Annotated in this window: 27 protein-coding genes; 14 read left to right on the plus strand and 13 right to left on the minus strand. The window is 71.8% G+C overall.

The genetic code is table 11. The features are described 5' to 3' along the window. Window positions 1-99 precede the first annotated feature (99 nt). The 3 genes from BM127_RS20290 to BM127_RS20300 are packed head-to-tail and all read left to right on the plus strand — an operon-like array spanning window position 100 to window position 2,847. A complete protein-coding gene (locus BM127_RS20290; protein ID WP_091201695.1) occupies window positions 100-1,278 on the plus strand; it encodes an SPFH domain-containing protein in 1,179 nt (392 codons plus the stop codon). Window position 1,279: 1 nt separating this feature from the next. Further along, window positions 1,280-2,563 carry a TFIIB-type zinc ribbon-containing protein gene (locus tag BM127_RS20295; RefSeq protein ID WP_175507466.1) on the plus strand — a complete coding sequence of 428 codons (1,284 nt, stop codon included), beginning with the start codon at window positions 1,280-1,282 and terminating at the stop codon, window positions 2,561-2,563. Continuing rightward, window positions 2,560-2,847 carry a hypothetical protein gene (locus BM127_RS20300; protein ID WP_198554385.1) on the plus strand — a complete coding sequence of 96 codons (288 nt, stop codon included), beginning with the start codon at window positions 2,560-2,562 and terminating at the stop codon, window positions 2,845-2,847. Before BM127_RS20295 ends, BM127_RS20300 begins: the two co-directional genes overlap by 4 nt. 61 nt (window positions 2,848-2,908) lie before the next feature. Here BM127_RS20300 and BM127_RS20305 read toward each other — a convergent pair whose 3' ends face one another. The 5 genes from BM127_RS20305 to BM127_RS20325 form a co-directional block, all read right to left on the minus strand. After that, window positions 2,909-4,309 (minus strand): metallopeptidase TldD-related protein, encoded by a 1,401-nt coding sequence (locus BM127_RS20305; RefSeq protein WP_091201697.1) that lies wholly within the window; start codon window positions 4,307-4,309, stop codon window positions 2,909-2,911. Then, window positions 4,309-5,829 (minus strand): TldD/PmbA family protein, encoded by a 1,521-nt coding sequence (locus tag BM127_RS20310; RefSeq protein ID WP_091201699.1) that lies wholly within the window; start codon window positions 5,827-5,829, stop codon window positions 4,309-4,311. Before BM127_RS20310 ends, BM127_RS20305 begins: the two co-directional genes overlap by 1 nt. 51 nt (window positions 5,830-5,880) lie before the next feature. Next, complete coding sequence (locus tag BM127_RS20315; RefSeq protein ID WP_091201702.1) at window positions 5,881-8,865, minus strand: AAA family ATPase; 2,985 nt, start codon at window positions 8,863-8,865, stop codon at window positions 5,881-5,883. After that, window positions 8,862-10,034, minus strand: coding sequence for an exonuclease SbcCD subunit D (locus tag BM127_RS20320; RefSeq protein ID WP_091201704.1), 1,173 nt, complete (start codon window positions 10,032-10,034; stop codon window positions 8,862-8,864). Before BM127_RS20320 ends, BM127_RS20315 begins: the two co-directional genes overlap by 4 nt. A 69-nt stretch (window positions 10,035-10,103) precedes the next feature. Next, window positions 10,104-10,928 carry a formate dehydrogenase accessory sulfurtransferase FdhD gene (locus tag BM127_RS20325; RefSeq protein ID WP_091201706.1) on the minus strand — a complete coding sequence of 275 codons (825 nt, stop codon included), beginning with the start codon at window positions 10,926-10,928 and terminating at the stop codon, window positions 10,104-10,106. A 176-nt stretch (window positions 10,929-11,104) separates the two neighbouring features. On the opposite strand from BM127_RS20325, the gene BM127_RS22440 reads away from it, so the two are divergent. Both BM127_RS22440 and BM127_RS20330 read left to right on the plus strand, forming a co-directional pair. Further along, on the plus strand, window positions 11,105-11,248 hold the full coding sequence (locus BM127_RS22440; RefSeq protein WP_157829604.1) for a hypothetical protein: 144 nt from the start codon (window positions 11,105-11,107) through the stop codon (window positions 11,246-11,248). A gap of 82 nt (window positions 11,249-11,330) precedes the next feature. Continuing rightward, the gene (locus tag BM127_RS20330; protein ID WP_091201819.1) at window positions 11,331-11,762 is read left to right on the plus strand and encodes an OsmC family protein; all 432 of its coding nucleotides are present in this window, start codon (window positions 11,331-11,333) and stop codon (window positions 11,760-11,762) included. A gap of 33 nt (window positions 11,763-11,795) precedes the next feature. Here BM127_RS20330 and BM127_RS20335 read toward each other — a convergent pair whose 3' ends face one another. Beyond that, on the minus strand, window positions 11,796-12,509 hold the full coding sequence (locus BM127_RS20335; RefSeq protein WP_091201708.1) for a peptidylprolyl isomerase: 714 nt from the start codon (window positions 12,507-12,509) through the stop codon (window positions 11,796-11,798). A gap of 25 nt (window positions 12,510-12,534) precedes the next feature. Then, window positions 12,535-13,374, minus strand: a complete 840-nt coding sequence (locus BM127_RS20340) for an aldo/keto reductase (RefSeq protein ID WP_091201710.1) — start codon at window positions 13,372-13,374, stop codon at window positions 12,535-12,537. A gap of 121 nt (window positions 13,375-13,495) precedes the next feature. Here BM127_RS20340 and BM127_RS20345 point away from each other — a divergent pair, with 121 nt between their 5' ends. The 4 genes from BM127_RS20345 (at window position 13,496) to BM127_RS20360 (ending at window position 16,571) form a co-directional block, all read left to right on the plus strand. Continuing rightward, window positions 13,496-14,821 carry a calcium-binding protein gene (locus BM127_RS20345; RefSeq protein WP_091201712.1) on the plus strand — a complete coding sequence of 442 codons (1,326 nt, stop codon included), beginning with the start codon at window positions 13,496-13,498 and terminating at the stop codon, window positions 14,819-14,821. Between the two features lie 78 nt (window positions 14,822-14,899). Beyond that, window positions 14,900-15,229, plus strand: a complete 330-nt coding sequence (locus BM127_RS20350; RefSeq protein WP_091201714.1) for an ArsR/SmtB family transcription factor — start codon at window positions 14,900-14,902, stop codon at window positions 15,227-15,229. After that, the gene (locus BM127_RS20355) at window positions 15,226-15,720 is read left to right on the plus strand and encodes an SRPBCC domain-containing protein (RefSeq protein WP_091201716.1); all 495 of its coding nucleotides are present in this window, start codon (window positions 15,226-15,228) and stop codon (window positions 15,718-15,720) included. The genes BM127_RS20350 and BM127_RS20355 overlap by 4 nt, the downstream gene beginning before the upstream one ends. Then, a complete protein-coding gene (locus BM127_RS20360; RefSeq protein ID WP_091201718.1) occupies window positions 15,717-16,571 on the plus strand; it encodes a carbohydrate kinase family protein in 855 nt (284 codons plus the stop codon). Before BM127_RS20355 ends, BM127_RS20360 begins: the two co-directional genes overlap by 4 nt. A gap of 128 nt (window positions 16,572-16,699) precedes the next feature. On the opposite strand, the gene BM127_RS20365 is transcribed toward BM127_RS20360, so the two are convergent. Both BM127_RS20365 and BM127_RS20370 read right to left on the minus strand, forming a co-directional pair. After that, complete coding sequence (locus BM127_RS20365) at window positions 16,700-16,849, minus strand: hypothetical protein (protein ID WP_198554386.1); 150 nt, start codon at window positions 16,847-16,849, stop codon at window positions 16,700-16,702. A 95-nt stretch (window positions 16,850-16,944) separates the two neighbouring features. Beyond that, window positions 16,945-17,295 (minus strand): DNA polymerase ligase N-terminal domain-containing protein, encoded by a 351-nt coding sequence (locus BM127_RS20370; RefSeq protein WP_091201720.1) that lies wholly within the window; start codon window positions 17,293-17,295, stop codon window positions 16,945-16,947. Window positions 17,296-17,380: 85 nt separating this feature from the next. Here BM127_RS20370 and BM127_RS20375 point away from each other — a divergent pair, with 85 nt between their 5' ends. Further along, complete coding sequence (locus tag BM127_RS20375) at window positions 17,381-17,989, plus strand: DUF5701 family protein (protein WP_091201722.1); 609 nt, start codon at window positions 17,381-17,383, stop codon at window positions 17,987-17,989. Window position 17,990: 1 nt separating this feature from the next. Here the strand turns inward: BM127_RS20375 and BM127_RS20380 are convergent, their stop codons facing one another. From BM127_RS20380 to mmuM, 3 genes are read right to left on the minus strand one after another with little or no spacing between them, the layout of a single operon-like run. Next, window positions 17,991-18,521 carry a P-loop NTPase family protein gene (locus tag BM127_RS20380; RefSeq protein WP_091201724.1) on the minus strand — a complete coding sequence of 177 codons (531 nt, stop codon included), beginning with the start codon at window positions 18,519-18,521 and terminating at the stop codon, window positions 17,991-17,993. Next, entirely contained in the window at window positions 18,521-18,970 is a 450-nt protein-coding gene (locus BM127_RS20385) for a PaaI family thioesterase (RefSeq protein WP_091201726.1), read from the minus strand. Before BM127_RS20385 ends, BM127_RS20380 begins: the two co-directional genes overlap by 1 nt. Next, on the minus strand, window positions 18,967-19,869 hold the full coding sequence (gene mmuM / locus BM127_RS20390) for a homocysteine S-methyltransferase (RefSeq protein ID WP_091201821.1): 903 nt from the start codon (window positions 19,867-19,869) through the stop codon (window positions 18,967-18,969). The genes BM127_RS20385 and mmuM overlap by 4 nt, the downstream gene beginning before the upstream one ends. A gap of 62 nt (window positions 19,870-19,931) precedes the next feature. On the opposite strand from mmuM, the gene BM127_RS20395 reads away from it, so the two are divergent. Beyond that, window positions 19,932-20,723 (plus strand): Fpg/Nei family DNA glycosylase, encoded by a 792-nt coding sequence (locus BM127_RS20395; RefSeq protein ID WP_091201727.1) that lies wholly within the window; start codon window positions 19,932-19,934, stop codon window positions 20,721-20,723. Between the two features lie 4 nt (window positions 20,724-20,727). Here the strand turns inward: BM127_RS20395 and BM127_RS20400 are convergent, their stop codons facing one another. Then, entirely contained in the window at window positions 20,728-23,091 is a 2,364-nt protein-coding gene (locus BM127_RS20400) for an ATP-binding cassette domain-containing protein (RefSeq protein WP_091201730.1), read from the minus strand. A gap of 149 nt (window positions 23,092-23,240) precedes the next feature. Between BM127_RS20400 and BM127_RS20405 the strand changes: the two genes are divergently transcribed. The 3 genes from BM127_RS20405 to BM127_RS20415 are packed head-to-tail and all read left to right on the plus strand — an operon-like array spanning window position 23,241 to window position 25,153. Beyond that, window positions 23,241-23,726: a pyridoxamine 5'-phosphate oxidase family protein gene (locus tag BM127_RS20405; protein WP_091201823.1), complete on the plus strand. Its 486-nt coding sequence runs from the start codon at window positions 23,241-23,243 to the stop codon at window positions 23,724-23,726. Next, entirely contained in the window at window positions 23,726-24,523 is a 798-nt protein-coding gene (locus BM127_RS20410; RefSeq protein ID WP_091201731.1) for an SRPBCC family protein, read from the plus strand. Before BM127_RS20405 ends, BM127_RS20410 begins: the two co-directional genes overlap by 1 nt. Before the next feature lie 9 nt (window positions 24,524-24,532). Next, a complete protein-coding gene (locus tag BM127_RS20415) occupies window positions 24,533-25,153 on the plus strand; it encodes a CG0192-related protein (protein WP_091201733.1) in 621 nt (206 codons plus the stop codon). Window positions 25,154-25,170 lie beyond the last annotated feature (17 nt).

Raw genomic sequence — 25,170 nt, forward strand, 5'->3', positions numbered from 1 at the left:
TGTCTCGACCGCTACTGTTGCCGCCGTCGGCCTCCGCTGAGGACGGTCGACCACACGGGGGCGGCACCGCCCACCTGAACCCGACGGATGGGAATCGGCATGGGACTCTTCCAGGCAGTGTCCGGGGCCATCGGCGGCGCTCTCGCCGACCAGTGGCTCGACTTCTTCGGCGTCCCGGACGGGCTCCCGGCCACGGCCGCCCTCTTCCCGGCCGTGCGCAAGGGCGAGAACGCGGGCCGCGGCGGCAACGACCGCGCCTCGGACGGCGTGATCACCAACGGGTCGAGGATCGTCGTCCCCGAGGGCTACGGCCTGGTGCTGATGGAGGACGGGGCCTTCACCGGCTTCGCCGCGCAGCCGGGCGGCTACATCTGGGACTCGGAGCAGGCTGCGTCGCAGTCGGTCTTCTCCGGCGGCGGTCTGGTCGACTCGGTCATCAAGCAGAGCTGGGAGCGCTTCAAGTTCGGCGGTCGGCCGGCGTCGCAGCAGACGGCCCTCTTCGTGGCGCTCAAGGAGCTGCCCAACAACAAGTTCGGCACCCAGTCGGAGATCTACTGGGACGACGCCTTCCTCAACACCCAGGTCGGCACGATCACCCGCGGCACCTACACGTTGAAGATCACCGACCCGCTCACGTTCATCCGCAACTTCGTCTCCGCGAGCGTCATCAGCGGGCAGGCGATCTTTGACTTCACCGACCTCGACAACCCGGCGGGCGAGCAGCTCTTCAACGAGGTCGTCGGCTCGCTCGCGCCGGCCTTCTCGATGTACACGAACGACCCGGCCAAGGGCAACCGGATCAGCCGGCTCCAGCAGGACTCCGTGGGGTTCGCGCAGTCGCTCTCCGCGGCGGTGGAGGAGAACTACCGCTGGCGCACCGACCGCGGCCTCGAGATCGCGAAGACGGCGATCATCTCGATCGAGTACGACGAGAACACCCGCGAGCTGCTCAAGAACGTCCAGCGTGCCGACGCCCTGTCGGGCTCGCGCGGCAACTCCAACCTGCAGGCCTCCGTCGCTGCGGGCATCGAGTCCGCCGGTGAGAACGCCGGCCCGGGTGGACTGATCGGCATGGGCATGGCGACCGGTGGGATGGGTCTGGGCGGACTGCAGCAGCCGCCGGCCGCGCCCGCCGCACCGGCTGCGCCCGCGGCCCCGGCCGCGCCGGCGGCCGAGGACCCCGTGGCTGTGCTCAAGCGTGCCAAGGACATGCTGGACGCCGGCCTGATCACGCAGGCCGACTACGACGCGGCGAAGGCGAAGGCGCTCGGTCTCTGAGATGACCCAGGAAGCAGACGGGGACGCCCAGGGGCAGCCCCAGCAGGACCGAGATCCCGACGCGCCCGTCTTCGACGGCCCTCCGCTGTCCCTGGAGGAGGAGCTCGCGGCTGCGCGTGCGGAGCCCGAGGCGGGCCCTGCCATCGACACCCTCAACGAGTCCCTGGCCGATGGCGTCAACCGCTGCCCCAAGTGCGGGTCCACCGACGTCCGGCTGCGCGGCTCGACCGGCCAGCTGGTGTGCCTGTTCTGCCGCCACGAGTGGCAGGAGGCCCGGGTCGAGGAGGAGCTCGGGCTCGGCGTCGGCATCGACGACCTCGAGGGCACCGTCGTCGCCGGCGGCGCGGCGACGATCTCGGGCGACGACGTCATGACCCTGACGTGCGGCGGGTGCGGCGCCTCGGTGGTGGTCGACACGGCCCACGCGCTCAACGCACGCTGCCACTGGTGCCGCCACACGCTCAACGTCAACGAGCGGACGTCCAACGGAGCGGTGCCCGACGCCGTGCTGCCGTTCAAGCTGACGCACACCGAGGCCGTGGAGAGGATCCGCGAGTTCGCCTCGAAGCGGCGCCTCTTCGCGCTCGGCCGGTTCAAGAAGGAGTTCATCCCCGAGAACGTCCTCGGGGTCTACCTGCCCTACCTCGTGATCGACGCCCGCGCCGAGGCGGCGTACGTCGGGAAGGGGGAGGTGCAGACGCGACGCTGGACCGAGAAGGTCGGGGACAACTCGACGACCTACTACGCGGCCGACGTCTACCGCGTCGACCGCTCGGTCTCCTTCACCGTCGACGACCTCACGATCGAGGGCGCAGCGGGCCGGGCGAAGTTCGACGCTCGGACCACCAACAACATCATCAACACGGTCCTCCCGTTCGACACCAAGAACGCCGTGAAGTGGAACTCCAGCTATCTCGTGGGATTCACCAGCGAGAAGCGCGACCTGGACGTGGGTGCGCTGCAGCCCGTGCTGGAGAGCCAGCTGCTCTCCATCGGGCGCTCGCAGGTGCACGAGTCGCTCGGGAAGTTCGACCGCGGAGTGCGCTGGGAGGGCGAGCAGATCGACGTCGGCGGCTCGCGCTGGATCGCGATGTACCTCCCGGTCTGGCTCTACTCCTACTACCAGGAGGACACCGAGATGCTGCACTACATCGCGGTCAACGCGCGCACGGGCGAGACGATGGGCAGCGTCCCCGTCGCGCAGTGGAAGCTCATCACGGCGGCCCTGACCGTCGGCACCTTCCTCGAAGGCATCGCCGGAGCGATCCTGGTGGCGACCGCATGATCGACCAGGCAGTCATGGCGGTCGTGATGGCCACCTCCGGCGACAGTGCCCCGATCTGGCTGCTCGCGGCCGGTCCTGCGGGTGCCGTGGCGACGTACTGGTCGCTCTACCGCTACTACCGCAACAACGACAAGTCCCACGCCTTCGAGCGCGACACCCTGATCAAGGCGCAGCCGGTGGAGGGGTCGGAGGAGAAGGTCGACCACATCTCCAGGACCCGGGACTCCGACATCGACGGCGACAACAGCGAGGACCACCGCGAGCGCGTGGAGCGGCTGGGCTGAGACGGCCTGGCCGCTCCAACGTGGGTGCAGCACCGCTCACGAGGTCCAGTGGACCGGCGGGTCACACGCCCTGGGACACGCTCGACATGTTGAAGTCGGGGATCCGCAGCGCCGGGGTGGCGGTGCGGGAGAAGTAGTCGTCGCCCCACTCGCGGCTGAAGCTCGGCACCGTCTCGGTGGCCGCGCTGAAGCGGTTGAGCAGGTCGATGGGACTCTCGTTCCAGCGGAAGTTGTTGGCCGCACCGACGATCTCGCCGTCCTCGACGACGTAGACGCCGTCGCGGGTCAGGCCGGTCAGCAGCATGGTCTGCGGGTCCACTTCACGGATGTACCAGAGGCAGGTGAGCAGCAGGCCGCGCTGGGTGCCGGCGATCATGTCGTCGATCGAGCCCGCGCCGTCGCCGACCTCCAGGACGAGGTTGTCGATCATCGGCGTGACGCTCTGCCCCGTCATCCCTGCGGAGTGACGGGTCTGCAGCAGCCCGGTGAGGAGGCCGTCCTGGATCCAGTCCGTGCGATGGAGCGCCAGGCCGTTGTCGAAGACGGAGTCGGTGTTGTCGGACGCGCCGGCGATCACGAAGGGCGCGCACTCCAGTCCGGCGTACGCCGGGTCGGAGAAGAGGCCGACACCGGGTGCCGCGACCTTGTCGCCGATGCGGGTGCCGCCACCACGCCGGCTGTAGACCGACTCGCCCTCGTGGGCGACGCGGGCGCCGGCACCCCAGTAGGCGTCGATCATCAGGTCGGCCACCGAGGACGGCGGCAGGATCGTGTCGTAGCGCCCGGCGGGCAGGTCGATGCGGCGCTCGGCCCAGCGCAGCCGCTGGGCGACCGTCGCGGCCATCGCCGCCGCGTCGACGTCGCGGAAGTCACGGGTGGCGCCCCCGGTCCAGGCGCTGCGGGACAGCGAGGTGTCCTTGCCGGTGCAGGCGTAGTGCCCGGTGGGCTGGACGTGCCGCAGCCGCAGGCCGCGGCTGGAGCCGAGGTAGGTGGTGGCGACCTCGTGGTTGACGAAGCCGTAGAGCAGCCGGTCCTCGGCCGTGGCCTCGCGGAACGCCTCACCGAGAGCGGGTGCGAAGGCGTCGTACACCCCGATGTCGGTGGTCTCGGGCTCGACGTCCCAGTCCGCTGACGTCACGTCGCCGACCAGCTCGCCGGCGTCCTCGGCGGGTGAGCCGGCACGGGCCGCCGCATCAGCGGCCTGCACGAGCGCGGTGACCTGGTCGGTCGTCGCGGCGCTGCCGGACACCGAGCCCGTGGAGGTGCCGCCCTGGACGGAGGCGAAGCTGACCACGGTCACGGACATCTCGGTCATCACGCCGTTGGTGGTGAGGGTGTTGTTGGCCCAGCGCAGGTTGGCGCTGGTGACGTCGCGGACGATCGCGATGCAGTCGTCGGCGGTCGAGGTGGCGAGCGCGTGCTCGACCAGCTGCTGGGCCGTGTGGCCCACGGAGATCGTCATCAGTGGCCTGCCTCGTCGAGGGTGTTGAGGATGTTGACGCCGCGGAACAGCGACGTCGGGCAGCCGTGGCTGACTGCGGCCACCTGGCCCGGCTGGGCCTTGCCGCAGTTGAAGGCGCCGCCGAGCACCCAGGTGTCGGGTCCGCCGACGGCCTCCATGGAGCCCCAGAAGTCGGTGGTGGTGGCCTGGTAGGCGACGTCGCGCAGCATGCCGCCGAGCTTGCCGTCCTTGATCGTGTAGAACCGCTGACCGGTGAACTGGAAGTTGAAGCGCTGCATGTCGATCGACCACGACTTGTCACCGACGACGTAGATGCCGCGCTCGACCCGGCCGATCAGGTCGTCGGTGGACAGGTCGTCGGTGCCGGGCATGAGCGACACGTTGGCCATCCGCTGGATCGGGATGTGGCCGGAGGAGTCGGCATAGGCGCAGCCGTTGGACCGGCCGTCGTTGAGCTCGGGCTTGAGGTGGCCCATCGAGCGGTCCAGCTGGTAGCCGACGAGCACGCCGTCACGGACGATGTCCCAGCTCTGGGTCTGCACGCCTTCGTCGTCGTAGCCGACCGTCGACAGGCCGTGCTCCTGGGTGCGGTCACCCTGGACGTTCATCACCTCGGAGCCGTACTGCAGCGTGCCGAGCTTGTCGTAGGTGGCGAACGAGGTGCCCGCGTAGTTGGCCTCGTATCCCAGCGCCCGGTCCAGCTCGGTCGCGTGGCCGATCGACTCGTGGATGGTGAGCCAGAGGTTGGAGGGGTGGACGACCAGGTCGTACGACCCGGCCTCGACGCTGGGCGCCTTGAGCTTCTCGGCGAGCAGGTCGGGCACCTCGGCGATCTCGGCGTCCCAGTCCCAGTGGGCGCCGGTGAGGTACTCCCAGCCACGGCCGGCGGGCGGTGCGATCGAGGCCATGGAGTCGAAGATGCCGGTCTGCTCGTCCTCGCCGGTGGCCTCGAAGCCGGGCTGGAGGCGTACGCGCTGCTGCGTCGTGCGGGTGCCGGAGAGGTCGGCGTAGTACTTGTTCTCCTGGACCTGCTGGAGGAACGCGGTGGCGTGCGCCACCGCGGCGCCGGAGCGGAGCCGCTCGGTCCAGTCGACGAGCAGGTCCCCCTTCTCGCGGGTCGGCACCTCGAGCGGGTTGATGTCGTAGGCGGAGATCCAGGTGACGTCGTCGTGGACCGGCTCGGGAGCCAGCTCGACCGGTGTGGTGGTCATGGCGGCGGCAACTCGAGCGACCGCGACCGCCGTCTCCGCCACGCGTCGGGCCTCGGCGTCGGTCAGCACCACGGCGGAGGCGAATCCCCACGCGCCGCCGTGGACCACGCGGACCGCGAAGCCGAGGTCCTCGGCGTCGCTCGCGGTCTGGAGGATGCCGTCACGCGCGCCGAGGTACTGGTAGCGGATCCGCTCGAGACGGAAGTCGGCGTGGGTGGCACCGAGCTCCTGGGCACGGGCCAGGGCCACGTCGCCGAGGCGGCGGTGCGGCAGGTCGTTGAAGGTCGGGTCGAGCCCGGGCGCACTCATGGCCCCGAACCTATCCGAGGCCGGACCGGCTCGCGTGGCCAGGACGCGCCGCTAGCCCAGGCTGAGTGACGTACGGCTGCCGTGCCGGCCGCGGTGCACCCGCAGCTGGGTCGGGATCCGGGTCTGGAGCTCGGGGACGTGGCTCACCACGCCGACCACGCGGCCTCCGTCGCGCAGCGTGTCGAGGGTGTCCATGACGTCCTCGAGCGTCTCGGAGTCGAGCGATCCGAAGCCCTCGTCGACGAAGAGCGTGTCGAGGTCGGTGCCCCCGGCCTCCTCGGTGATGACGTCGGCGAGGCCGAGGGCGAGCGCCAGCGACACCACGAACGTCTCGCCCCCGGAGAGGGTGGCCGGGTCGCGGGTGTCGCCGGTCCAGTCGTCGCGGACGAGCAGGCTCAGCCCGCCGCGGGTCTCGCCGGCGCCGCGCTGGCCGGTGTGGACGAGGGAGTAGCGCTGGTCGCTCATGGTGGACAGCCGCAGGTTGGCCGCCTCGACGACCTGGCCCAGCCGGTGGGAGAGGACGTAGGCGGAGAGGCGCATCTGCATCCGGTTGTCGGGGTGCTTGCCCTCGACGAGGGAAGCCAGCTCGGCGACGAGGTCGAGGTCGGCGCGGACCGGCCCCCACACGGCGAGCGCGTCCGCCATCTCGGCGGCCAGGCCGTGCAGCCGCCGGCCCCGGTCGCGCAGCGCCATGTCGGTCTGACGGGCGAGCGCGGCAGCCTCCCGGGTGCGGTGGTGGGCCTGGGCGAGCGCCTCGAGGTCGGGCGCGTCGACTGCTGCGGAGCTGAGCAGGGCCTCGTCGGTCAGCAGGTCGCGGACCCGGGCGACCTCCCGCTCGTGGCGGTCGATCTGGTGCTGGAGCGCGGCGATGTCGGCCTCGGCGAGCCAGGCGGCGGCCGCCCACGCCGAGGAGTCGAAGCCGGACGCGGCCGCCAGGGCATCGGCGGCCTCCTGGGTGCTGGTCGCGGTGGCACGGGCGCGGGCGAGGTCGGCAGCCACTGCGGAGCACTGCTGGGCGAGCACCTCGACCTGCTGGTGGAGCGCGGTCAGCGCATCGAGGTCGGCTCCCACGGGGACCACCTCCGCGGCCTGGTCGCTCAGGCTCTCGATCCGTGCGCGGAGCACGGCGGACTCGGTGTCGAGCCGGGTGAGGGCGGTGGCCAGCTGCTCGCGCTCGCGGGTGAGATCCAGCCGCTCGGCGTGGAGCGCGTCGGCACGAGCGGTGTGGGCGTCGAGGGTGGCGGCCTGGCTCCGAGCACGCTCGAGCCGGGCCAGGGTGTCCTCCTCCTCGACGAGGAGGTGCTCGACGGAGTCACCCGACTCCGCCAGCGCGGTCGCCCGCTGGGCCTCGAGCCCGCGGACCTGCTGGGAGTGGGCCTCCACGACGACCTCGAGGTCGTCGACCTCGCGGCGTGCCTCGCGCTCGGCCACCTCGTCGGGCGCTCCGGGCGCGGGTGAAGCGGGGGAGGGGTGGTCGGCGGACCCGCAGACCGGGCAGGACGCTCCGACGGCCAGCTTGAGCGCGATCTCGGCGGCCATCCCGTCGAGGCGACGCTCACGGATCGCGACCAGCGTCTCCCGGGCCAGGAGCCGGGCCTGGGTGGCGGCACCCATCGCCTGCTCCGCCGTCACGAGCTGGGTGGTGAGGGACTCGGCGGACCGGGCGGCGCGGGTGCGGGAACGCAGCACCTCGAGGTCGGCGGCGAGGTCGGCGGCGAGGGTGACCGACTCGCGCGCCGCGGTGAGTGCGGGCTCGACGCTGAGCAGGAGGTCGGGGATCTCCGCGGCGCGGGTCTCCACCCGCTGCAGCTGGGCCGCGGTCTCCTGCTGGCTGCGTGCGAGCCGCCCGAGCTGGCGCTCGAGGTCGACCGCCTGGCGGCGCAGGGGTCGGATCCGGGCGATGTCGGTGAGGGTCCGGGTCGCCACGCGCTGGTGCTCGGCGATCTCCTGGTCGTCCAGGGTGGTCCGTCCCAGGAGCTCAGCCAGCTGCTCCCTGGCCGCGCGCCCCTGCTGGTCCAGCTCGCGCACCTCTCGGCGGGCCTCCACCGCGAGGTCGTGGAGCGGGCGTACGGCAACAGCGCGGTGCGCCTGCGCCACGGTGCGCCTGCGGGACTCGTGGTCGGGTGCCGCCGCCTCGAGGGTGGCCCAGGCACGTCGGGCAGCCGCGTGCGTGGCCCGGAGCCCCGCCAGCTCGATGCCGGCGGCCGATGCCTCGGACGCCGCGACCTCGGCCGCCGAGGCGGCCTCCACCTCGATGGCCTGCGCCACCGAGGCGGCGACGGCCGTCGTCGACAGCTCGTCCATCCACCGGCCCAGCGAGGTCGGGTCGGTCGGCCAGTCGGCGGGCGCCTGCACACCACCCACCTCGCTCACCCGGCTCACCAGGTCGGCGACCGCAGCCTGGTGCTGCTCCGCGGTCCGACGCAGCTCGACGCGCCGGTCGCGCAGCCACCGCTCGGTGCGGTCGAAGCGCCCGGTCTGGAAGACCTGCTGCAGCAGCGCGTGCCGCTCCTCGGAGCGGGCCCGCAGGAAGGCCTGGAAGCGCCCCTGGGGCAGCATCGCCACCTGGCAGAACTGGGGGAGCGTCATTCCGACGAGCCGCGTCACGAGGTGGCCGGTCTCGTCGAGACGCGTGCTCAGGGGGTGCCACACGTCGCTGCCGTCGTCCGCCGACCGCCGCTCCGAGATCACCACCCGGGCCTGCTCCAGGGTCGTCCCGGTGCCACGCTTCTTGGGGCGGGTCCAGGCGGGCGACCGATCGATCCGGAAGCGGCGCCCCGACAACGTCGCCTCGAGCTCGACCCGCGGCACCACGTCGTCACCGGCATGGTCGGAGCGCAGCCGCTTGGCCGCCGAGCGGTCGCCCGGCACGTCGCCGTAGAGGGCGAAGCAGACCGCGTCGAGGATGCTGCACTTGCCGGCACCGGTCGGACCGCTCAGCAGGAAGAGGCCGGCGTCCGACAGCGCGTCGAAGTCGATCGTGACCGGGTCGGCGAAGGGCCCGAACCCGATGATCCTGAGCTGGTGGAGCCTCATCGGGCCCCACCCGTCGAGGCGCTGACGAGCACGTCCTGGTCGGGGTCGTGGCAGCAGGAGTCGATGGCCTCCTGGAGCAGGTCGGACTCCGCGGTCGTGGCCGGCGCGCCGCGCACGTGCCGCACGAAGTCGAGGGCGATGGTGTGGTCGCTCGTGCCGCTCGCCGGGCGCCCCGGTGTCGGGTGGTCGCTGACCGGGGTGGGGAACTGGAGCACGAGGGTGTGGGGGAAGCGCTGGCGCAGCTGCTCCATCGCCCGCGCGGGACGCGGGACGTCGGTGAGGGTGGCCTGGACCCAGTCCTGCTCCCGCTCGGCGAGGGCCGGGTCGGCGAGCAGGTCGGTGAGCGAGCCGGTGATCCGCGACAGCCGCCGCGGGACGGGCGCCGGGACGAAGTGGGCCTTGGAGAAGCCCTTGGCGCCCAGCTCGACGAGCCAGGTGCCCTTCTGCTGGTCGGCCTCGGAGAAGGAGTAGGCCAGCGGCGAACCGGAGTAGCGCAGCGCCGGTGCGAGCTCGTGGGGGCCGTGGAGGTGCCCGAGGGCGGTGTAGTCGATGCCGTCGAAGGTCGACGTGGCCACCCGCGAGACACCGCCCACGCTGATGTCGCGCTCGGACTCCGACGGCGTGGCCCCGGCGACGAAGGCGTGGGCCAGCACGACCGAGCGGGTCTTGACGCGGGCCGACAGGTCACGGCGTACGCGGGTCATCGCCTCGGACAGGGCGGCCTCGTGGCTGCGGTGCCCGAGGCTCCACGGCTCGAGGAGCGCCGACGGGTCGAGGTAGGGGATGGCGTGGATGGCGACCTCGCCGTGCCGGTCCTTCAGCACGACGGGGGTGCCGACGGTGGAGGCGTCGGTGCGGACGAAGACACCCGCGGCGTCCATCAGGCGGGAGCCGAAGCCGAGGCGCTGGGCGCTGTCGTGGTTGCCGCTGCTGACGACCACCTTGGCGCGCGAGGCCGCCAGCCGGGCGAAGGTCTCGTCGGCCAGCGCGACCGCGTCGACGTGGGGGAGTGCCCGGTCGTAGACGTCGCCCGCGACGACCACCACGTCGACCTTCTCGTCCTCGACGACCTCGAGGAGGTGGTCGACGAACGCACCCTGGTGCCCGAGCAGGTCCTCGCGGTGGAAGGACCTCCCCAGGTGCCAGTCGGAGGTGTGGAGGATGCGCACAGGACGAACCTAGAACGCCGCACCGACACCCGCTGGCCACCACGCCGCTGGGAGGGCCACCGTCCGCGCTCAGCCGTAGCGGACGGTGCGTCCCGGGGACGTGAAGCCCCAGAGGTCGATGCCCGCCTCGTGGGCGAGCCGCGCGGCGAGGCTGGTCGGCGCTCCGACGGCGACGATGGCACCGATCCCGCTGGCGGCGGCCTTCTGGACGAGCTCGAAGCCGACCCGGCCGCTCAGGACGAGGCACGCCCCGGCAGGATCCGCGCCGGCCAGCACGCGCGCGCCGACCACCTTGTCGACAGCGTTGTGGCGTCCGACGTCCTCCCTGACGACCTCGAGGACCCCGTCGGCATCGGCGAGGCCGGCCGCGTGGACGCCGCCGGTCTTCGCGAAGAGCGACTGGCGCTCGCGCAGCGCCTCGGGGAGGCGTCGTACGACGGACGCGTCGGGGCGGGGCCCCGGCCACGGGGTCGCCGTCCGGGTGGCCAGCGCGTCGGAGATGCTGTCCTTGCCGCAGACGCCGCAGGCCGAGGAGCCGGCGGACGAGGCGACGTGGCGGTGGGGGAGGTCGGCCGCGCCCGCGAGGGTGACGGTGACGACGTTGAACTCCTGCTCCGGGGCCAGGTCGGCGTCGGTGCAGTAGGCGACCTGCGCCACGGAGTCGCGGGCGGCGAGGCCCTCGTTGACCAGCCAGCCGGCGGCGAGCTCGAAGTCGTGTCCCGGGGTGCGCATGGTGACCCAGGCGCGCCTCGGCTCCACGAGCTCGGCGCGGACCCGGATCTCGAGCGGTTCCTCGGTGATCAGCCGGTCCTCGCGCGGGATCTCAGCGTCGGTCGTGTGCTCGACGACACGGGTGCGGACCGACGGTCCGGGGCGTCGTGGCCGTTGGCTCATCACGCCCCGACCCTAGCCGTCGGTGGGTGACGGCTGGTGGCCGAGATCACGTACGCGCTGATGCCGGTCCGGACCTTCTTCGTCCGTAGAATGTAAGAGTCGCAACGGAGCGGCCACGTCTTACACAACTTCACTCACGACTCGAGGGCCAGAACCCCTCGGAAGGACAGATCTCCATGAACCCGCAGCTGCACCTCGCCCTCAGCCTCGTTGACGCGCGGGCTCACTCGGCCGAGGACCGCGCCCTCCTGCGCAATGTGGAGATCGCCCGTCGTGAGGAGCGCCGTGCCCGGCGCGCCGCGCGCCGCGTCACCCGCTGATCCCCCCCAGCACGACGCCCGCGGACCCCACCGCCGGGTCACCGACACCCTGTCCGAGCCCTGCTCTGGCAGGGTGTTCGCCATGACGGACGACACCTTGCGCAGCATCGAGCTCACCCGGATCGGGCCGGCCCGCTTCAAGGCCACCAACGACCGCGGGGGAGAGACCTTCATGGGCGTCGGGGGAGACGACCCGGACTTCACTCCCGTCGAGCTGCTGCTGGCCGCGATCGCGGGCTGCAGCGCCCTGGACGTCGAGGCGATCACGCACAAGCGCGCCTCCAGCACGACCTTCGCCGTGCAGGCGGAGGGACACAAGGTCCGCGACGGGAACGGCAACCACCTGACCGGCCTGCGGGTCAGCTTCGACGTCGCCTTCCCCGATGGGCCCGAGGGCGACGCCGCGCGCGATCGCGTCCAGGCCGCGATCGAGATGTCGCGCGACCGGCTGTGCACGGTCTCGAGGACCGTGCAGCTCGGCGAGGACGTCGTGTACGAGAACCGGGTCCCGTGAGAGCTGCCGGGCGCTTCCTGGACCAGCGGGTGGTCAGCCGACGGTGACCTGCTCGATGGTGACGTCCTCCTTGGGGGCGCCGCCGCCGGCGGGGTTGGCGCCGTCGTTGCCGACGGCCGCGATCTTGTCGATGGTCGCGAGTCCGGACTCGTCGATGGTCCCGAAGACCGTGTAGCTCGGCGGGAACTGCGAGTCGCGGAAGACCAGGAAGAACTGCGACCCGTTGGTGTCGGGGCCGGCGTTGGCCATGGCGAGCGTGCCCGCCGGGTAGGTCTCATCGCCGCTCAGCTCGTCGGCGAAGGAGTAGCCCGCTCCGCCGGCGCCGGTGCCCGTCGGGTCGCCGCACTGGAGGATGCCGAAGCCCTCCTGGTCACCGATGCGCGGGCACGGGGTGTCGTCGTAGAAGCCCTGCTCGGCGAGCGACACGAACGAGTCCACCGCGCACGGGGCGGCGGCGGCGTCGAGGGTCAGGCCGATCTCGCCGAAGTTGGTCGTGATGGTGGCCGCGACCGTGCCCTCGCCCTGGGCCTCGGCGTCGGGGGGCTCGACGTCGCGGGCCGGCTCCTGACCGTCCGAGGGGTAGTCGCACGTGGTGGTCTCGCCACCGGCGGCCGGCTCCGAGGACTCCGACTCCGACGGCGACGCGCTGGACGTGTCGGACGCGGTGTCGGCGTCCCCTTCGTTGCCGCAGCCCGCGAGGGCGAGGACGGAGAGGCAGGCAGTGACGGCGGCAAGTCGCTTCAGCATGGCGCCGATGGTAGCCAGCGACCCGTCACATCTCCTCGTGGGTGTCCGGATCCCCGCCGAACAGCCGGCCCTCGTCCTCGGCCAGCGCAGCGATCGCCGCGATCTCGTCGTCGGTGAGCTCGAAGCCGAAGACATCGAGGTTCGCGGCCTGCCGAGCAGGGTCGGCCGACTTGGGGATCGGCAGCGACCCGAGCTGGACGTGCCAGCGCAGGATGACCTGCCCGGGGGAGACGTCGTACGCCGTCGCGGCGGAGGTCACGGCCGACTCCTCGAGCGGCGCGCGACGCTTGCCCATCGGGCTCCAGGCCTCGGTGCGGATGCCGAGGCGCTCGTGGACCTCGCGCATGTGCGCCTGCGGGAAGCGTGGGTGCAGCTCGACCTGGTTGACCGCAGGGGTGACGCCGGTGTCGTCGATGATGCGGCTCAGGTGCTCCTCGGTGAAGTTGGAGACGCCGATCGACCGCACGAGCCCGTCCTTCTGGAGCTGGACGAGCGCGCGCCACGCCTCGACGTACGTGCCCCGGCTCGGGTTGGGCCAGTGGATGAGGTGGAGGTCGGTGCGCTCGAGGCCCAGCCGCTCCAGTGATGCGCGCACGGACGCGATGGCGTCGTCGTAGGCGTGGTGGCGGCCGGGGATCTTGCTGGCGACCAGCACCTCGTCGCGCGGCAGGCCCGAGCGCCGGATCGCCTCGCCGACCTCCGTCTCGTTCTCGTAGTTCACGGCCGTGTCGAGCAGGCGGTAGCCGGTCTCCAGCGCGCGGACCATCGCGGCGGTGCCGTCCTCGCCGCGCAGGGGATAGGTGCCGAACCCGATGGCGGGCAGTGTGGTGCCGTCGTTGAGGACGTACGTGGGGATGTCAGCCATGCCTCCAACCTAGGCCCGCGCACCATCTCGTCGACCCGACGCAACTATTCCGGCGGTCGTGGCGTCCCCAGTACGACAGCCCGATGAGCACGCGGGCACGACGACCTCCGGAGGAGCTCCCATGCGCCGCACCCACGCCCTCGTCCCGCTGATCGCCCTGGTGGCGCCGCTGGGGATCGTCATGGGGGCCGCCGGATCCGCTGCAGCCGAGACCACCTGCGACGGGAAGGACCCCACCGTCGTCGCGGTCGCTGGCACACCGACGACCGGGACAGCCGGCGACGACGTCATCCTGGGCACCGCACTCGGCGACGTCATCGACGGTGGCGCCGGCAACGACACCATCTGCGGGCTCGACGGGCGCGACACGTTGATCGGCGGCCCGGGCAACGACCGGCTCTTCGGTGGCCTCGACGGCGAGTACTTCTCCGACGACTCCTACGAGGGCGACCTCCTGGTGCCCGGCCCCGGCGACGACCACGTCGACCTCGGCGACGACCCCCAGTCCGCCGGCGGGTCGGCCGACGGTGGGCCCGGTGACTACGACCGGGTGTCCTACCGCGACGCCGCCGGCCCGGTCGCGGTGGACTTCTCGACCGGTCGGGCGACGGGTGAGGGGACCGACACGATCGCGGTGCCGCCCTACTCCGGCGGCATCGTGGGCACCGCGTTCGACGACGTCCTCGTCGGGTCGGACGCGCGCGACACCATCCAGGGTGGGGGTGGGGACGACCGCATCTTCGGACGTGGCGGCGACGACACCCTCGAGCCGGACCGGGTCGGACCGCGGACCATGCAGCAGCACGACCCCACCCTCGCCCCCGGCGATGACGTCGTACGGGCCGGCGGCGGCGCCGACTACGTGTTCTCCCGCCTCGGTAGGGACCGCGTCCTCGGCGAGGAGGGCCAGGACGTCCTGTTCGGTGAGGGCCGTGGGAGCGACCTGGGAGGTGGCGACGGCAAGGACTACTTCGAAGCGGGCGATCGGGTGAGCGTGCACGGTGGCGGTGGTCGGGACGAGATCAACGCCGTGGTGGGTCGGCGCAAGGGCCATGAGGTCGACGCGGGCCCCGGGCGTGACGTCGTACGCCTGACCGCACCGAAGGCGACCTTCGACCCGGGCACCCGCTGGGTCGTCGACGTCCCGCGGGAGAAGATCACCGCGGACGGTCGGAAGCGCCTCGTCTACCAGGGCGCGGAGGACCTCAGCTTCTCCGCGCCGCGGGGCCGGTTGACCTTCCACGGGGGCGCCGGACAGGACTCCCTCTACGCCGGCGCCAACCTGCGGATCAAGGCCTTCGGCCGGCAGGGTCGCGACAACCTGGTGGGCGGGAGGTTCGCCGACCTGCTCGACGGAGGTCCCGGTCGCGACATCCTGCGCGGTGATGCGGGGCGGGACCGTTGCCTCAACGGCGAGACCGTGCGCCAGTGCGAGGTCAGGCGCTGACCTTTGTGGCGTCGATGAAATGGCGGCTGCGCCGTACGTAACGTTGCGGGTACGTACCATGTCTGGTACGTTGCGGGTATGGACGCGGTACTGCAGGCGCTGGGGGACGGGAGCCGGCGCACGATGCTGGAGATCCTCCGCGACCACCCGGCGACGGTCACCGAGCTGGCCGACGCGCTGCCGATCGCGCGACCCGGTGTCTCACGCCACCTGCGGGTGCTGCGCGAGGCGGGCCTGGTGTCGGTCGAGCAGGATGCGCAGCGCCGCATCTACAGCCTCCGCCCGGAGGCACTGGTCGAGGTCGACGCGTGGCTGGAGTCCTACCGGTCGCTGTGGCAGCACCGGCTCGATGCCTTGCACACCGAGGTCGCGCGCGGGACGTCGCGACGCACGAAGGAGCAGTCGTGAAGATCCTGGCAACCCTGCACCGGCTCGACGAGACCAGGGGAGCGGTGCGCGTGGAGGACGTCTACGCCACCGACATCGAGGACCTGTGGGAGGCGTGCACCCGGCCCGAGCGCCTCGCTCGCTGGATCGCGAGCGTCTCGGGTGACCTCGAGGTGGGCGGCGCCTTCACGGCCCGGTTCACCAGCGGGTGGGAGGGCAACGGACGCGTCGACGTCTGCGAGCGACCGCACCGCCTGGTGCTGACGACCTGGGAGGACGAAGCGGCCGACCAGGAGTCGACGATCGAGGCCACCCTCTCCGAGGTGGAGGGCGGCACACGGCTGGTGATCGAGGAACGAGGGGTGCCGCTGGACCAGCTCGCGACGTACGGTGCCGGCTGGCAGGTGCACGCCGAGGACCTGGCCGCACACGTGGCGGGGAGCGCGCGGGACGAGGACGAGGCGCGCTGGGTGGACATGGTGCCGACCTATCGGGAGATGCTGGGGGCATGACGCCCCGTGTCCTCGTCGTGGGCCCCGCCAGCTGCAACGAGATCATCCACCTCGCCGCCCTGCCGGAGGCCGTCCCGGGGACCCACTTCGCCGAGCGCTCATGGGCGACCCTGGGCGGCACCTCGGCCGGCAAGGCGCTCAACCTCGCGAGCCTCGGTGCCGACGTCACCCTGCTGACGGTGCTCGGCACCGACGACGTGGCGAGGCGCGTACGTCGTTCGCTCGAGGCGGCGGGCGTGCGCGTGATCAGCCGCGAGAGCCGTAGCGGGCTCTGCGAGCGCCACGTGAACCTGATGGCCGCAGGGGAGCGGGTCTCGATCTACGCCCACCTCCCCGAACCCGTCGCCGAGTGGACCCGTGCAGATGCCGCCGAGCACCTGGCGGGGAAGGACGTCGTCGTGGCCGATCTGGCGTGGCACGCCCGGCCCTGGGTCGCGTGGGCGCAGGACGCCGGCGTACCTGCGTGGACCGACCTGCACGACTTCGACGGCAGATCCGCCTTCCACGCGGCCTTCGCACTGGCCGACCACGTCCAGCTCTCGTCCGTCGCCATGCCCGGGTGGCGCGACTTCGCCGAGCGGTCCGCAGCCGACGGCACCTCGGTCGTCGTCACGCACGGCGCTGCCGGCTCGGCTGCTGTGGGTCCTGACGGCACCTGGGCCGAGGTGCCGGGTGCATCGCTGGACGTCGACGACACCAACGGCGCCGGCGACGCGTTCTTCGCCGGCTTCCTGGTGGCTCGTCTCGCCGGCGCCGACCTGACCGCGGCGCTGCACGCCGGGGCGGCCCAGGCGGCTGTGTGCCTCGCGGGTCCACACCTGGCAGGGGAGGTCGGCGGTCTCGAGGCGTGAGGGCGGCTCGATCTGTGCAAACTGACATAATGTCAGTTATCGGCGATATTTCCAGGGGCGACGGAAGTCAGCACCGGATCGTGGAGCTCGTGAGTCGTGAGGCGGCTCGCGAGCTCCACGACGTTCGTTCAGGTGGGCCGCGCCCAGGCGTCGGATCCCCACAGTCGGGCCTGTGGTCGATGGCCGGCCGAGTCGAGCAGTCCGAGGTCCCGCACGGGCCCGATCCCGAGGTCCTCCGCCAGTGTCAGCAGGTCCTCGAGCGACAGGTAGGTGGTCACTCGCCGAGTCGTCGCAGCACGTCCGCGTACCTCGTGCGCATCCGTGCTGAAGCATCGCGAACCGCAGCGTCATGGGCGCGACGGTCGACGTATCGTCAGGGCTGTTCCTTGGTCAGGTGCAGCAGCCACTGCTTCCCTCCGGTGTGGATCAGGGCGAACCGGCGTACGGCGTTGCGCCCGTGCAGCGAGAAGACGATGCGGCGCTCGTCCCGGTCATGTTCGTGCCAGGTGCCCGTGTCGGCGATCGACTTGTGCTCGTCCTCGAAGTCGACGTGGTCGAGCTCGTGGTCGTCGACCGCGATCGCCAACCGGTCGTGCGCCGGGTCGTCGGGCAGTCCCTTGGGCACCGCCCAGCTGCGCAGCACGCCGTCCTCCTCGAGCCGCAGGTCGAAGTGCGGGCTCGGGCGACGGTGGTCGTGGAGTACGAAGCGGGCCTGGGACGCCATGGGCACGACTGTGCCACGAGGCGCGGGAACCCTGGTGCCGCACCGTGCGTTGAACGTCTGCCCTCATCGCCTCCGAAAGGACCTCATGCTGCCCTCCCCCGTCGACCAGGCCGAACGACTGATCTCCCTCGGCGTGCACACGTACGCCGACCTCTCCGCCGATGAGCTCCGCGCCACAGCGACGACGTGCCCGGACGGCCTGCTCGTCACGCCGGCGCCCGCCTCGCAGCTCGCGCCGCTCCTGGGCCGCGGTGACAAGCCCGGGTTCGTGGTGGAGGACATGACCGACGTCGACGCGTTCCTCCCGACGGACGCCTCCCCCGTTCCGCCGACGTCGTACGTCATCACCGGCCTCGATCGCGGCGACGTGTACGCCAACCGGACCCCGGACGAGTGCCTCCCAGAGATCCTCGCTGCCGGCCGCTCACCACTCACCCTCGGCGAGGGCATCCACTGGCTCCTCCAGGCACCCGAGGTGCTGGAGCGCAACCACTGCTTCATGACGATCGGCTCTCGGTTGCGCCGGGCGAACGGGTCGTACGACGCCCGCACGCCGGCGCTGTGGATCAGCAACGGCACCGGGCGCGACGGCCGCGAGCGCAAGGACGCACCGAAGGTCGGCTGGTGCTGGTGGGGCAACCGGCACACGTGGCTCGGGATGGCCTCCTGCGCCACGCGGGCTCCGCTCGGCTGAGTCACGGCTCCCAGGCGAGCACTGCGTCGCGGAGCGCCTCGGGACCTGCGGCGCTGTCGAGCGTGAGGACCGGTCGACCGACACCGGCCAGCCACTCCTGGTGCGCCCTCAGGGTCCGGCCGGCGAACTGTGGGTCGTCGTAGCCGCGCGCCCAGGTGAGGAACTCCTCCCACGCCACCGGGTCGAAGGTCTGTCCCTCCTGGCGCAGCACCTCGCGGGCGTGCAGCCGTCGCATCCGCTCGTCGGGATCGAGGGTCAGGAAGACCACCGCGTCGCACGCGGCCACGACCTCCGCGCCCCACCCCATCATCGAGCCCGAGAGCACCCATGCCTCCCGAGGGACGAACACCTGCTGCATGAGGGCGGTCCGCTCGGCCTCGGCACGCTTCGCGACGTAGGGCGGGTCACTGGGCACCCAGAAGTAGTCGTCGGCGTCCGCGTGCGGCACCGACCAGTACGACGCCAGCGTGCGCGCCAGCGTCGTCGTACCCGACCCGCTGGCCCCCACCACGTGCAGGCGGCAGCGCCGCATCAGAAGCGGCGCAGCTGGTAGGTACCGACGGTCGACGCCACGACCTCGCCCTGCGCGTCCGTCAGCGTGGCCTCCAGCACGAACTCCCCCTTGCCCGTCTCCAGGGCGTCGCGACGCACCCGCGCGACCTCCTCGTCGGCGAGGAACGCCGAGGCACGTACGACGCCCAGCGCGGGTCGGCGGAACCGGATGGTCGACTCCTTGACCAGGGGCACGAAGCCGGCGAGCTCGCCCTCGAGGTCGAAGGTGCTCAATGCCAGGATTCCGCCGAGCATCTCGGCGACGCTGTAGAGCGAGCCGGCGTAGGTCACACCGAAGTGGTTGACGTTGGGCTCGGGTGGCAGCTCGGCGACGGCCCTGCCCGACGAGGCCTCGAGGACCCGGATGCCCATCGCGTCGAGGATCGGGACGGAGGACGGGCGCGTGGACGCGCCGGCGTCGGACGTCATGGCACGAGCGTCGCGCGCAGTGACGAGATGTCGGCCGGTCCCACCCGGCAGCACCCGCCCACGAGCCGGGCGCCGGCAGCGACCCAGGCCGACACGTCTGCCGGCTCGAAGGCCGAGCGCCCCGTCCACGACCGGGCCTCGGCGTCCCAGGCCTGGCCGGAGTTCGGGTAGACGACGGCCGGCCCAGCCGCCCCCGCCAGCGCCACCGCGCGTCCGGCATCGGCGGGAGTGGTGCAGTTGATCCCGACCGCGAGGACCTCGGCGACGTCGGCCGCCATCGCGTACGCCTCCTCGAGCGGCTCGCCGGCGCGGGTCCGTCCGTCGGCGGCCGACAGGGACAGCCAGGCCGGGACGCCGGTGCCGTCGAGCTCCGCCAGCACGGCCTCGACCTCGGCGAGGCAGGGCACGGTCTCGATGGCCAGCACGTCGGCGCCCTCTCCGACGGTGGACGCCAGCACGTCGAGCCGCGGCCGGTGGAAGGCGCGCAGCCCGGCGACGTCGAGGTCGTAGTCGCCGCGGTACTCCGAGCCGTCGGCCAGCACCGCGCCGTACGGGCCCACCGAGGCCGCGACCCACCCGGCGGGCGCCACCTCGTCCCGCGCCGCGGCGGCGAGGGCGACGCTGCGCCTCAGCAGCAGCCCGACCTCGTCGCGGTCGGCGCCGACGGCACCGAAGCCCTCGAACGACACCTGGTAGGACGCGGTCGTGGCCACCTGGGCACCCGCGAGGAAGAACTCGCGGTGCGCCGCCTCGATGGCGCCCGGGTCGTCGCGCAGCAGGCGCGCGGACCACAGGTCGGAGGACAGGTCGTGTCCGTGCTGCTCGAGGAGCGTGGCGAGCCCGCCGTCGAGGACGACGGGGCGGTCAGCGATGGCTGAGCGGAGGTCGGTGCGGCTCATGCGCACCATCGTCGCAGGTGACGTACGGCGTCCGGGTTGGACCGGTCGGACACGATCACGGAGTGCCAGAGGGACACACCATCCACCGACTCGCGCGCCGCCATGCCCGGCTGCTCGTCGGCCAGCGCGTCACCGCCGACAGCCCGCAGGGCCGCTTCGAGGACGGCGCACGCCTGCTCGACGGTCGCGTCCTCAGCGCCACCGACGCCTGGGGCAAGCATCTCTTCCACCAGTACGACGACGTGTGGCTGCACGTGCACCTGGGCCTCTACGGCAAGTTCCGTGACGGGCTGCTGCCCGCACCCGAGGCCCGCGGCGCCCTCCGGCTGCGGCTGGTGGGCGAGGAGCACTGGCTGGAGCTGCGCGGACCGACCGCGTGCGAGCTCCTCACCGATGCCGAGCGCAAGGTCGTCCTGGCCCGGCTCGGCCCGGACCCGCTGCGCCGCCGTCCCGACGCCGACGCCTTCGTGGACCGCGTGCTGCGCAGCCGTGCTCCGATCGGCACGCTGCTGATGGACCAGTCGGTCGTCGCGGGCGTCGGCAACGTCTACCGGGCCGAGGTGCTGTTCCGCCAGCGCCTCGATCCCTTCCGCCTCGGTCGCGACCACGACGCCGGTGAGCTGCGGGCCGTCTGGGACGACCTCGTCGTGCTGCTGCGCGCGGGCGTCCGCGCAGGTCGCATCGTCACCACCTCCCCCGACGACCGGGAACGACCCTCCGGGCGGCCCCGGCGGGTGGACTCGCACTACGTCTACGGTCGCGCCGGTCTCCCCTGCCGCACCTGCCGCACCCCCGTCCAGGACACGCTGGTCGCGGCGCGGCGGCTGTTCTGGTGCCCGGTCTGCCAGGCCTGAGTCCTCAGCGCCCGACGTACGCCGCCAGGTGCTTGCCGGTGAGCGTCGGCTCCTTCGCGGCGACCATGTCCGCGGGCGGTCCCTCGAAGACGACCGTGCCGCCGTCGTGACCGGCACCCGGACCGATGTCGATGATCCAGTCGGCGTGCGCCATCACGGCCTGGTGGTGCTCGATGACGATCACCGACTTGCCGGAGTCGACCAGCCGGTCGAGCAGGCCGAGGAGGTTGGCGACGTCGGCCAGGTGCAGTCCCGTCGTGGGCTCGTCGAGGATGTAGACCGCGCCCTTGTCGCCCATCTGGTTGGCGAGCTTGACCCGTTGGCGCTCGCCGCCGGACAGCGTCGTCAGCGGCTGCCCGAGGGTGAGGTAGCCGAGCCCGACGTCGGTCAGCCGCTCGAGGATCTTGACCGCTGCCGGGATCCGGGCCTCGCCGGCGCCGAAGAGCTCGAGCGCGTCGCTCACCGACATCTCGTGCACCTCGGCGATGTCCTTGCCGCCGAAGGTGTATTGCAGGACCTCGGCCTGGAACCGGCGACCCTCGCACTCCTCGCACGGTGACTCGACGGTGGCCATCGGGCCGAGCTCGGTGAAGATCACGCCGGCACCGTTGCACGTCGGGCAGGCGCCCTCTGAGTTCGAGCTGAAGAGGGCCGGCTTGACGCCGTTGGCCTTGGCGAAGGCCTTGCGAATTGGCTCGAGCAACCCGGTGTACGTCGCGGGGTTGCTGCGCCGCGAGCCCTTGATCGCCGCCTGGTCGATCACGATGACGTCGTCCAGACCCGCCAGCGAGCCGTGGATCAGGGAGCTCTTGCCCGAGCCTGCGACACCGGTGACGACGGTCAGCAGCCCGAGCGGCACGTCGACGTCGACGTCCTTCAGGTTGTGCGTCGCGGCCCCCCGCACCTCCAGCTTCCCGGTCGCCGTGCGTACGGAGTCCTTGAGGTGGGCGCGGTCGTCGAGGTGCTGGCCGGTGATGGTGTTGCTGGCGCGCAGGCCCGCGATGTCGCCCTCGAAGCAGATCGTGCCGCCGGCCGCGCCGGCCCCGGGACCGATGTCGACGACGTGGTCGGCGATCGCGATGGTCTCCGGCTTGTGCTCGACGACCAGGACGGTGTTGCCCTTGTCACGCAGCTGCAGGAGCAGCTGGTTCATCCGTTCGATGTCGTGGGGGTGCAGCCCGATGGTGGGCTCGTCGAAGACGTAGGTGACGTCGGTCAGCGACGACCCGAGGTGGCGGATCATCTTGGTGCGCTGCGCCTCCCCACCCGACAGCGTGCCTGCCGGTCGCTCGAGCGAGAGGTAGCCCAGGCCGATCTCGGAGAACGAGTCGAGGATGTGCTGCAGACCGCGCAGCAGCGGCGCCACGGAGGGCTCGTCCAGCTCGCGCACCCAGTCGGCGAGATCGCTGATCTGCATCTCGCAGAGGTCCGCGATCGACCTGCCCGCGATCTTCGACGACCGGGCCTCGGGTGTCAGTCGGGTGCCCTCGCAGTCGGGGCACGTCTGGAACGTCACCGCGCGGTCGACGAAGCGGCGGATGTGCGGCTGCATCGCCTCGGGGTCCTTGGACAGCATCGACTTCTGGATCTGCGGGATGATCCCGTTGAACGTGAGGTTGATGCCCTCGACCTTGATCTTGGTCGGCTCGGCCCAGAGCATCGTGTCGAGCTGCTTCTTGGTGAACGACCTGATCGGCTTGTCCATCGGCAGGCCCATGCCCTCGAAGAGCCGGCCGTACCACCCGTCCATCGAGTAGCCGGGCACGGTCAGCGCCCCGTCGGCGAGCGTCTTGTCGGCGTCGTACAGCGCCGTGAGGTCGATGTCGTTGACCCGTCCCATCCCCTCGCAGCGCGGGCACATGCCACCGAGGTAGACCTCCTGCTTGACGGTCTTCCGCTCGGTCCGACCGCCCTTCTCGGTGGTCATCATCCCGCTCGCCTTGCGGGTGGGGACGTTGAACGAGTACGCCGTCGGCGGACCGACGTAGGGGTCGCCGAGGCGGCTGAAGAGGATCCGCAGCATCGCGTTGGCGTCGGTGGCCGTGCCCACCGTCGAGCGCGGGTTCGCTCCCATCCGCTCCTGGTCGACGATGATCGCGGTGGTGAGGCCCTCGAGGTGGTCGACGTCGGGGCGCGCCAGCGACGGCATGAAACCCTGCACGAACGCGCTGTAGGTCTCGTTGATCATCCGCTGGGACTCCGCGGCGATGGTGGCGAAGACCAGCGAGCTCTTGCCGGAGCCCGAGACACCGGTGAACACCGTCAGGCGGCGCTTGGGCAGCTCGACGTCGATGCCCTTGAGGTTGTTCTCCCGGGCCCCCTGGACCTTGATCATGTCGTGGTCGTCTGCCGCGTGCGTGCTCGTCATCTGCGCGTCTCCCGTGTGTGCCCGCCCGGTGCCTGCCCACCCGGTGGCTGCAGGCAATCCTGCCAGTACGACGCGCCACGGGGTCGCGATGTGACCGCACGCCCCTGCGGATGAGGCACGGTTTCACCGTGGGTGCCATCGTCGAGGACATGACGACCACTCACGACGACCAGCTCGGGACCGTTGCCCAGATCATGAAGGACACGCGGATCGCCGTGCTGACCTACGTGGCGCCCGGCGGCTCCCTCGTGTCGACGCCGATGGGCATGCAGGACTTCGAGCACCCCGGCACCATCTGGTTCATCACTGAGCGCGACACGGACAAGGTGCACGCCATCGAGGCCGACCCGCGTGTCAACGTCTCGTTCTCCAGCAAGTCGGGGTGGGTCTCGCTCACCGGCACCGCCCACGTCGACGAGGACCGGGCCAAGCTCAAGGAGCTGTGGGACGCCTCCGCCGGCATCTTCATGTCGGGAGGGCCCGAGGACGCCTCCAACGTGCTGCTCGCGGTGGACGGCGCGACCGCGGAGTTCTGGGAGTCCCCCGGCAAGGTGAGCACCGCCATCCAGCTCGCCAAGGGCCTGGTCAGCGACGCCGAGCCCGACCTGGGCGACAACGCCACCGTCACCCTCTGATGCTGGTCGACGCGCACGGTCGGGCCGCTGCGGACGACGCATGGCTGCGCTTCACCACGCCGGCCTCGTGGCCGGTGTGGGCACCGCTCATCCGCGAGGTCGAGGCGACCGAGCCGGTCCTCGCCGCCGGCACCACCGGCCGGGTGCAGGGTCCTCCCGGTGTGGCGGTGGACTTCGAGGTCACGTCCGTCGACCCGGACCAGCGGTCCTGGTCGTGGAGGGTCGGCAGAGGCCCCGCCGCCGTGCACATGGACCATCACGTCGTCCCCGCGGCCGGCGGCGGCAGCCGGGCCCTCCTCCGGGTGCCCGGGCGATCAGCCGCGCTGCTGCAGCCCTACCGGATCCCGGCGTCGGCCGCCCTCAAGAGGCTCGTCCGTGACCGGAGCGGGCTGGGCACCGACGAGGAACCGGTCCGGGCCTTCGACTTCGCGTTCGACCCGACGTACGCCCTCGCCGGGCGGCCCTTCGGCATCACGCCACGATCCACGACGGTCGAGGTCGGTCCGGTGTGGTTGTTCGTCCGCTTCGGGCCGTGGCGCCTGCTGACCCCCCGCAGCAACATCGCCTCCGCGGAGGTGACGGGCGGCTTCTCCTTCGTCAAGACCGCCGGCCCGCCGCACCTGTCGCTGAGCGACAAGGGCGTCTCCTTCACCACCAACGGTGACCGGGCGCTGTGCCTGTCCTTCCACGAGCCGGTGCCGGCGATCGACCCGACCGCGACCATCACCCACCCGGGGGCCACCCTCGCGGTGGCCGACCCCGAAGGACTCGCCGAGTCCCTCGGACTGCGTGCCTAGTCTCGCCGCATGGGCATCATCCACAAGGCCACGCTGTCGCCGTCCAAGCAGGAGCTCGTCGAGTCCTGGCTGCCGGGCCGCCCCTGGGCCGACGGCCACCGGATCGCCGAGAAGGTCGCCGAGTACCGCTTCGACGACCCGGCCGGTGAGGTCGGTGTGGAGACGATCCTCTGGCTCACCGAGGACGGCAGCGTCCTGCAGACGCCCCTGACCTACCGCGCCGCCCCGCTCGCCGGGGCCGAGGAGCACCTGATCGGCACCACCCAGCACTCCGTCCTCGGCCAGCGCTGGGCGTACGACGGCTGCGGGGACCCGGTGTGGGCCGCCACCCTGGCCGCAGGCATCGTCACCGGCGCCCGCCAGTCGCAGATGTTCGTCGAGGAGGACGGCCAGCGCATCGACATCCCTGCCCGTATGGAGGTGCTGGGCAGCGGCGCAGGTGTCGACGGCCCGGCCATCAGGTCCGTCGACTCGGTGCGCGACGAGGGCGGCGTGACCACGGTGCGCTGCTCGGGCCTGGAGATCGACCTGGCCCGGCTCGTGGGTACGCCGCTCGGCGGGGGCCTGCACCTCAGCGGCACCGTGGGCGACTCGGACAGCACCGTGCTCGCCGTCCTGCGCCTGGCCTGAGGCCGGTCCGGACGGAT

Source organism: Nocardioides alpinus (assembly GCF_900112035.1).
In the GTDB taxonomy this organism is placed as follows: domain Bacteria; phylum Actinomycetota; class Actinomycetes; order Propionibacteriales; family Nocardioidaceae; genus Nocardioides; species Nocardioides alpinus.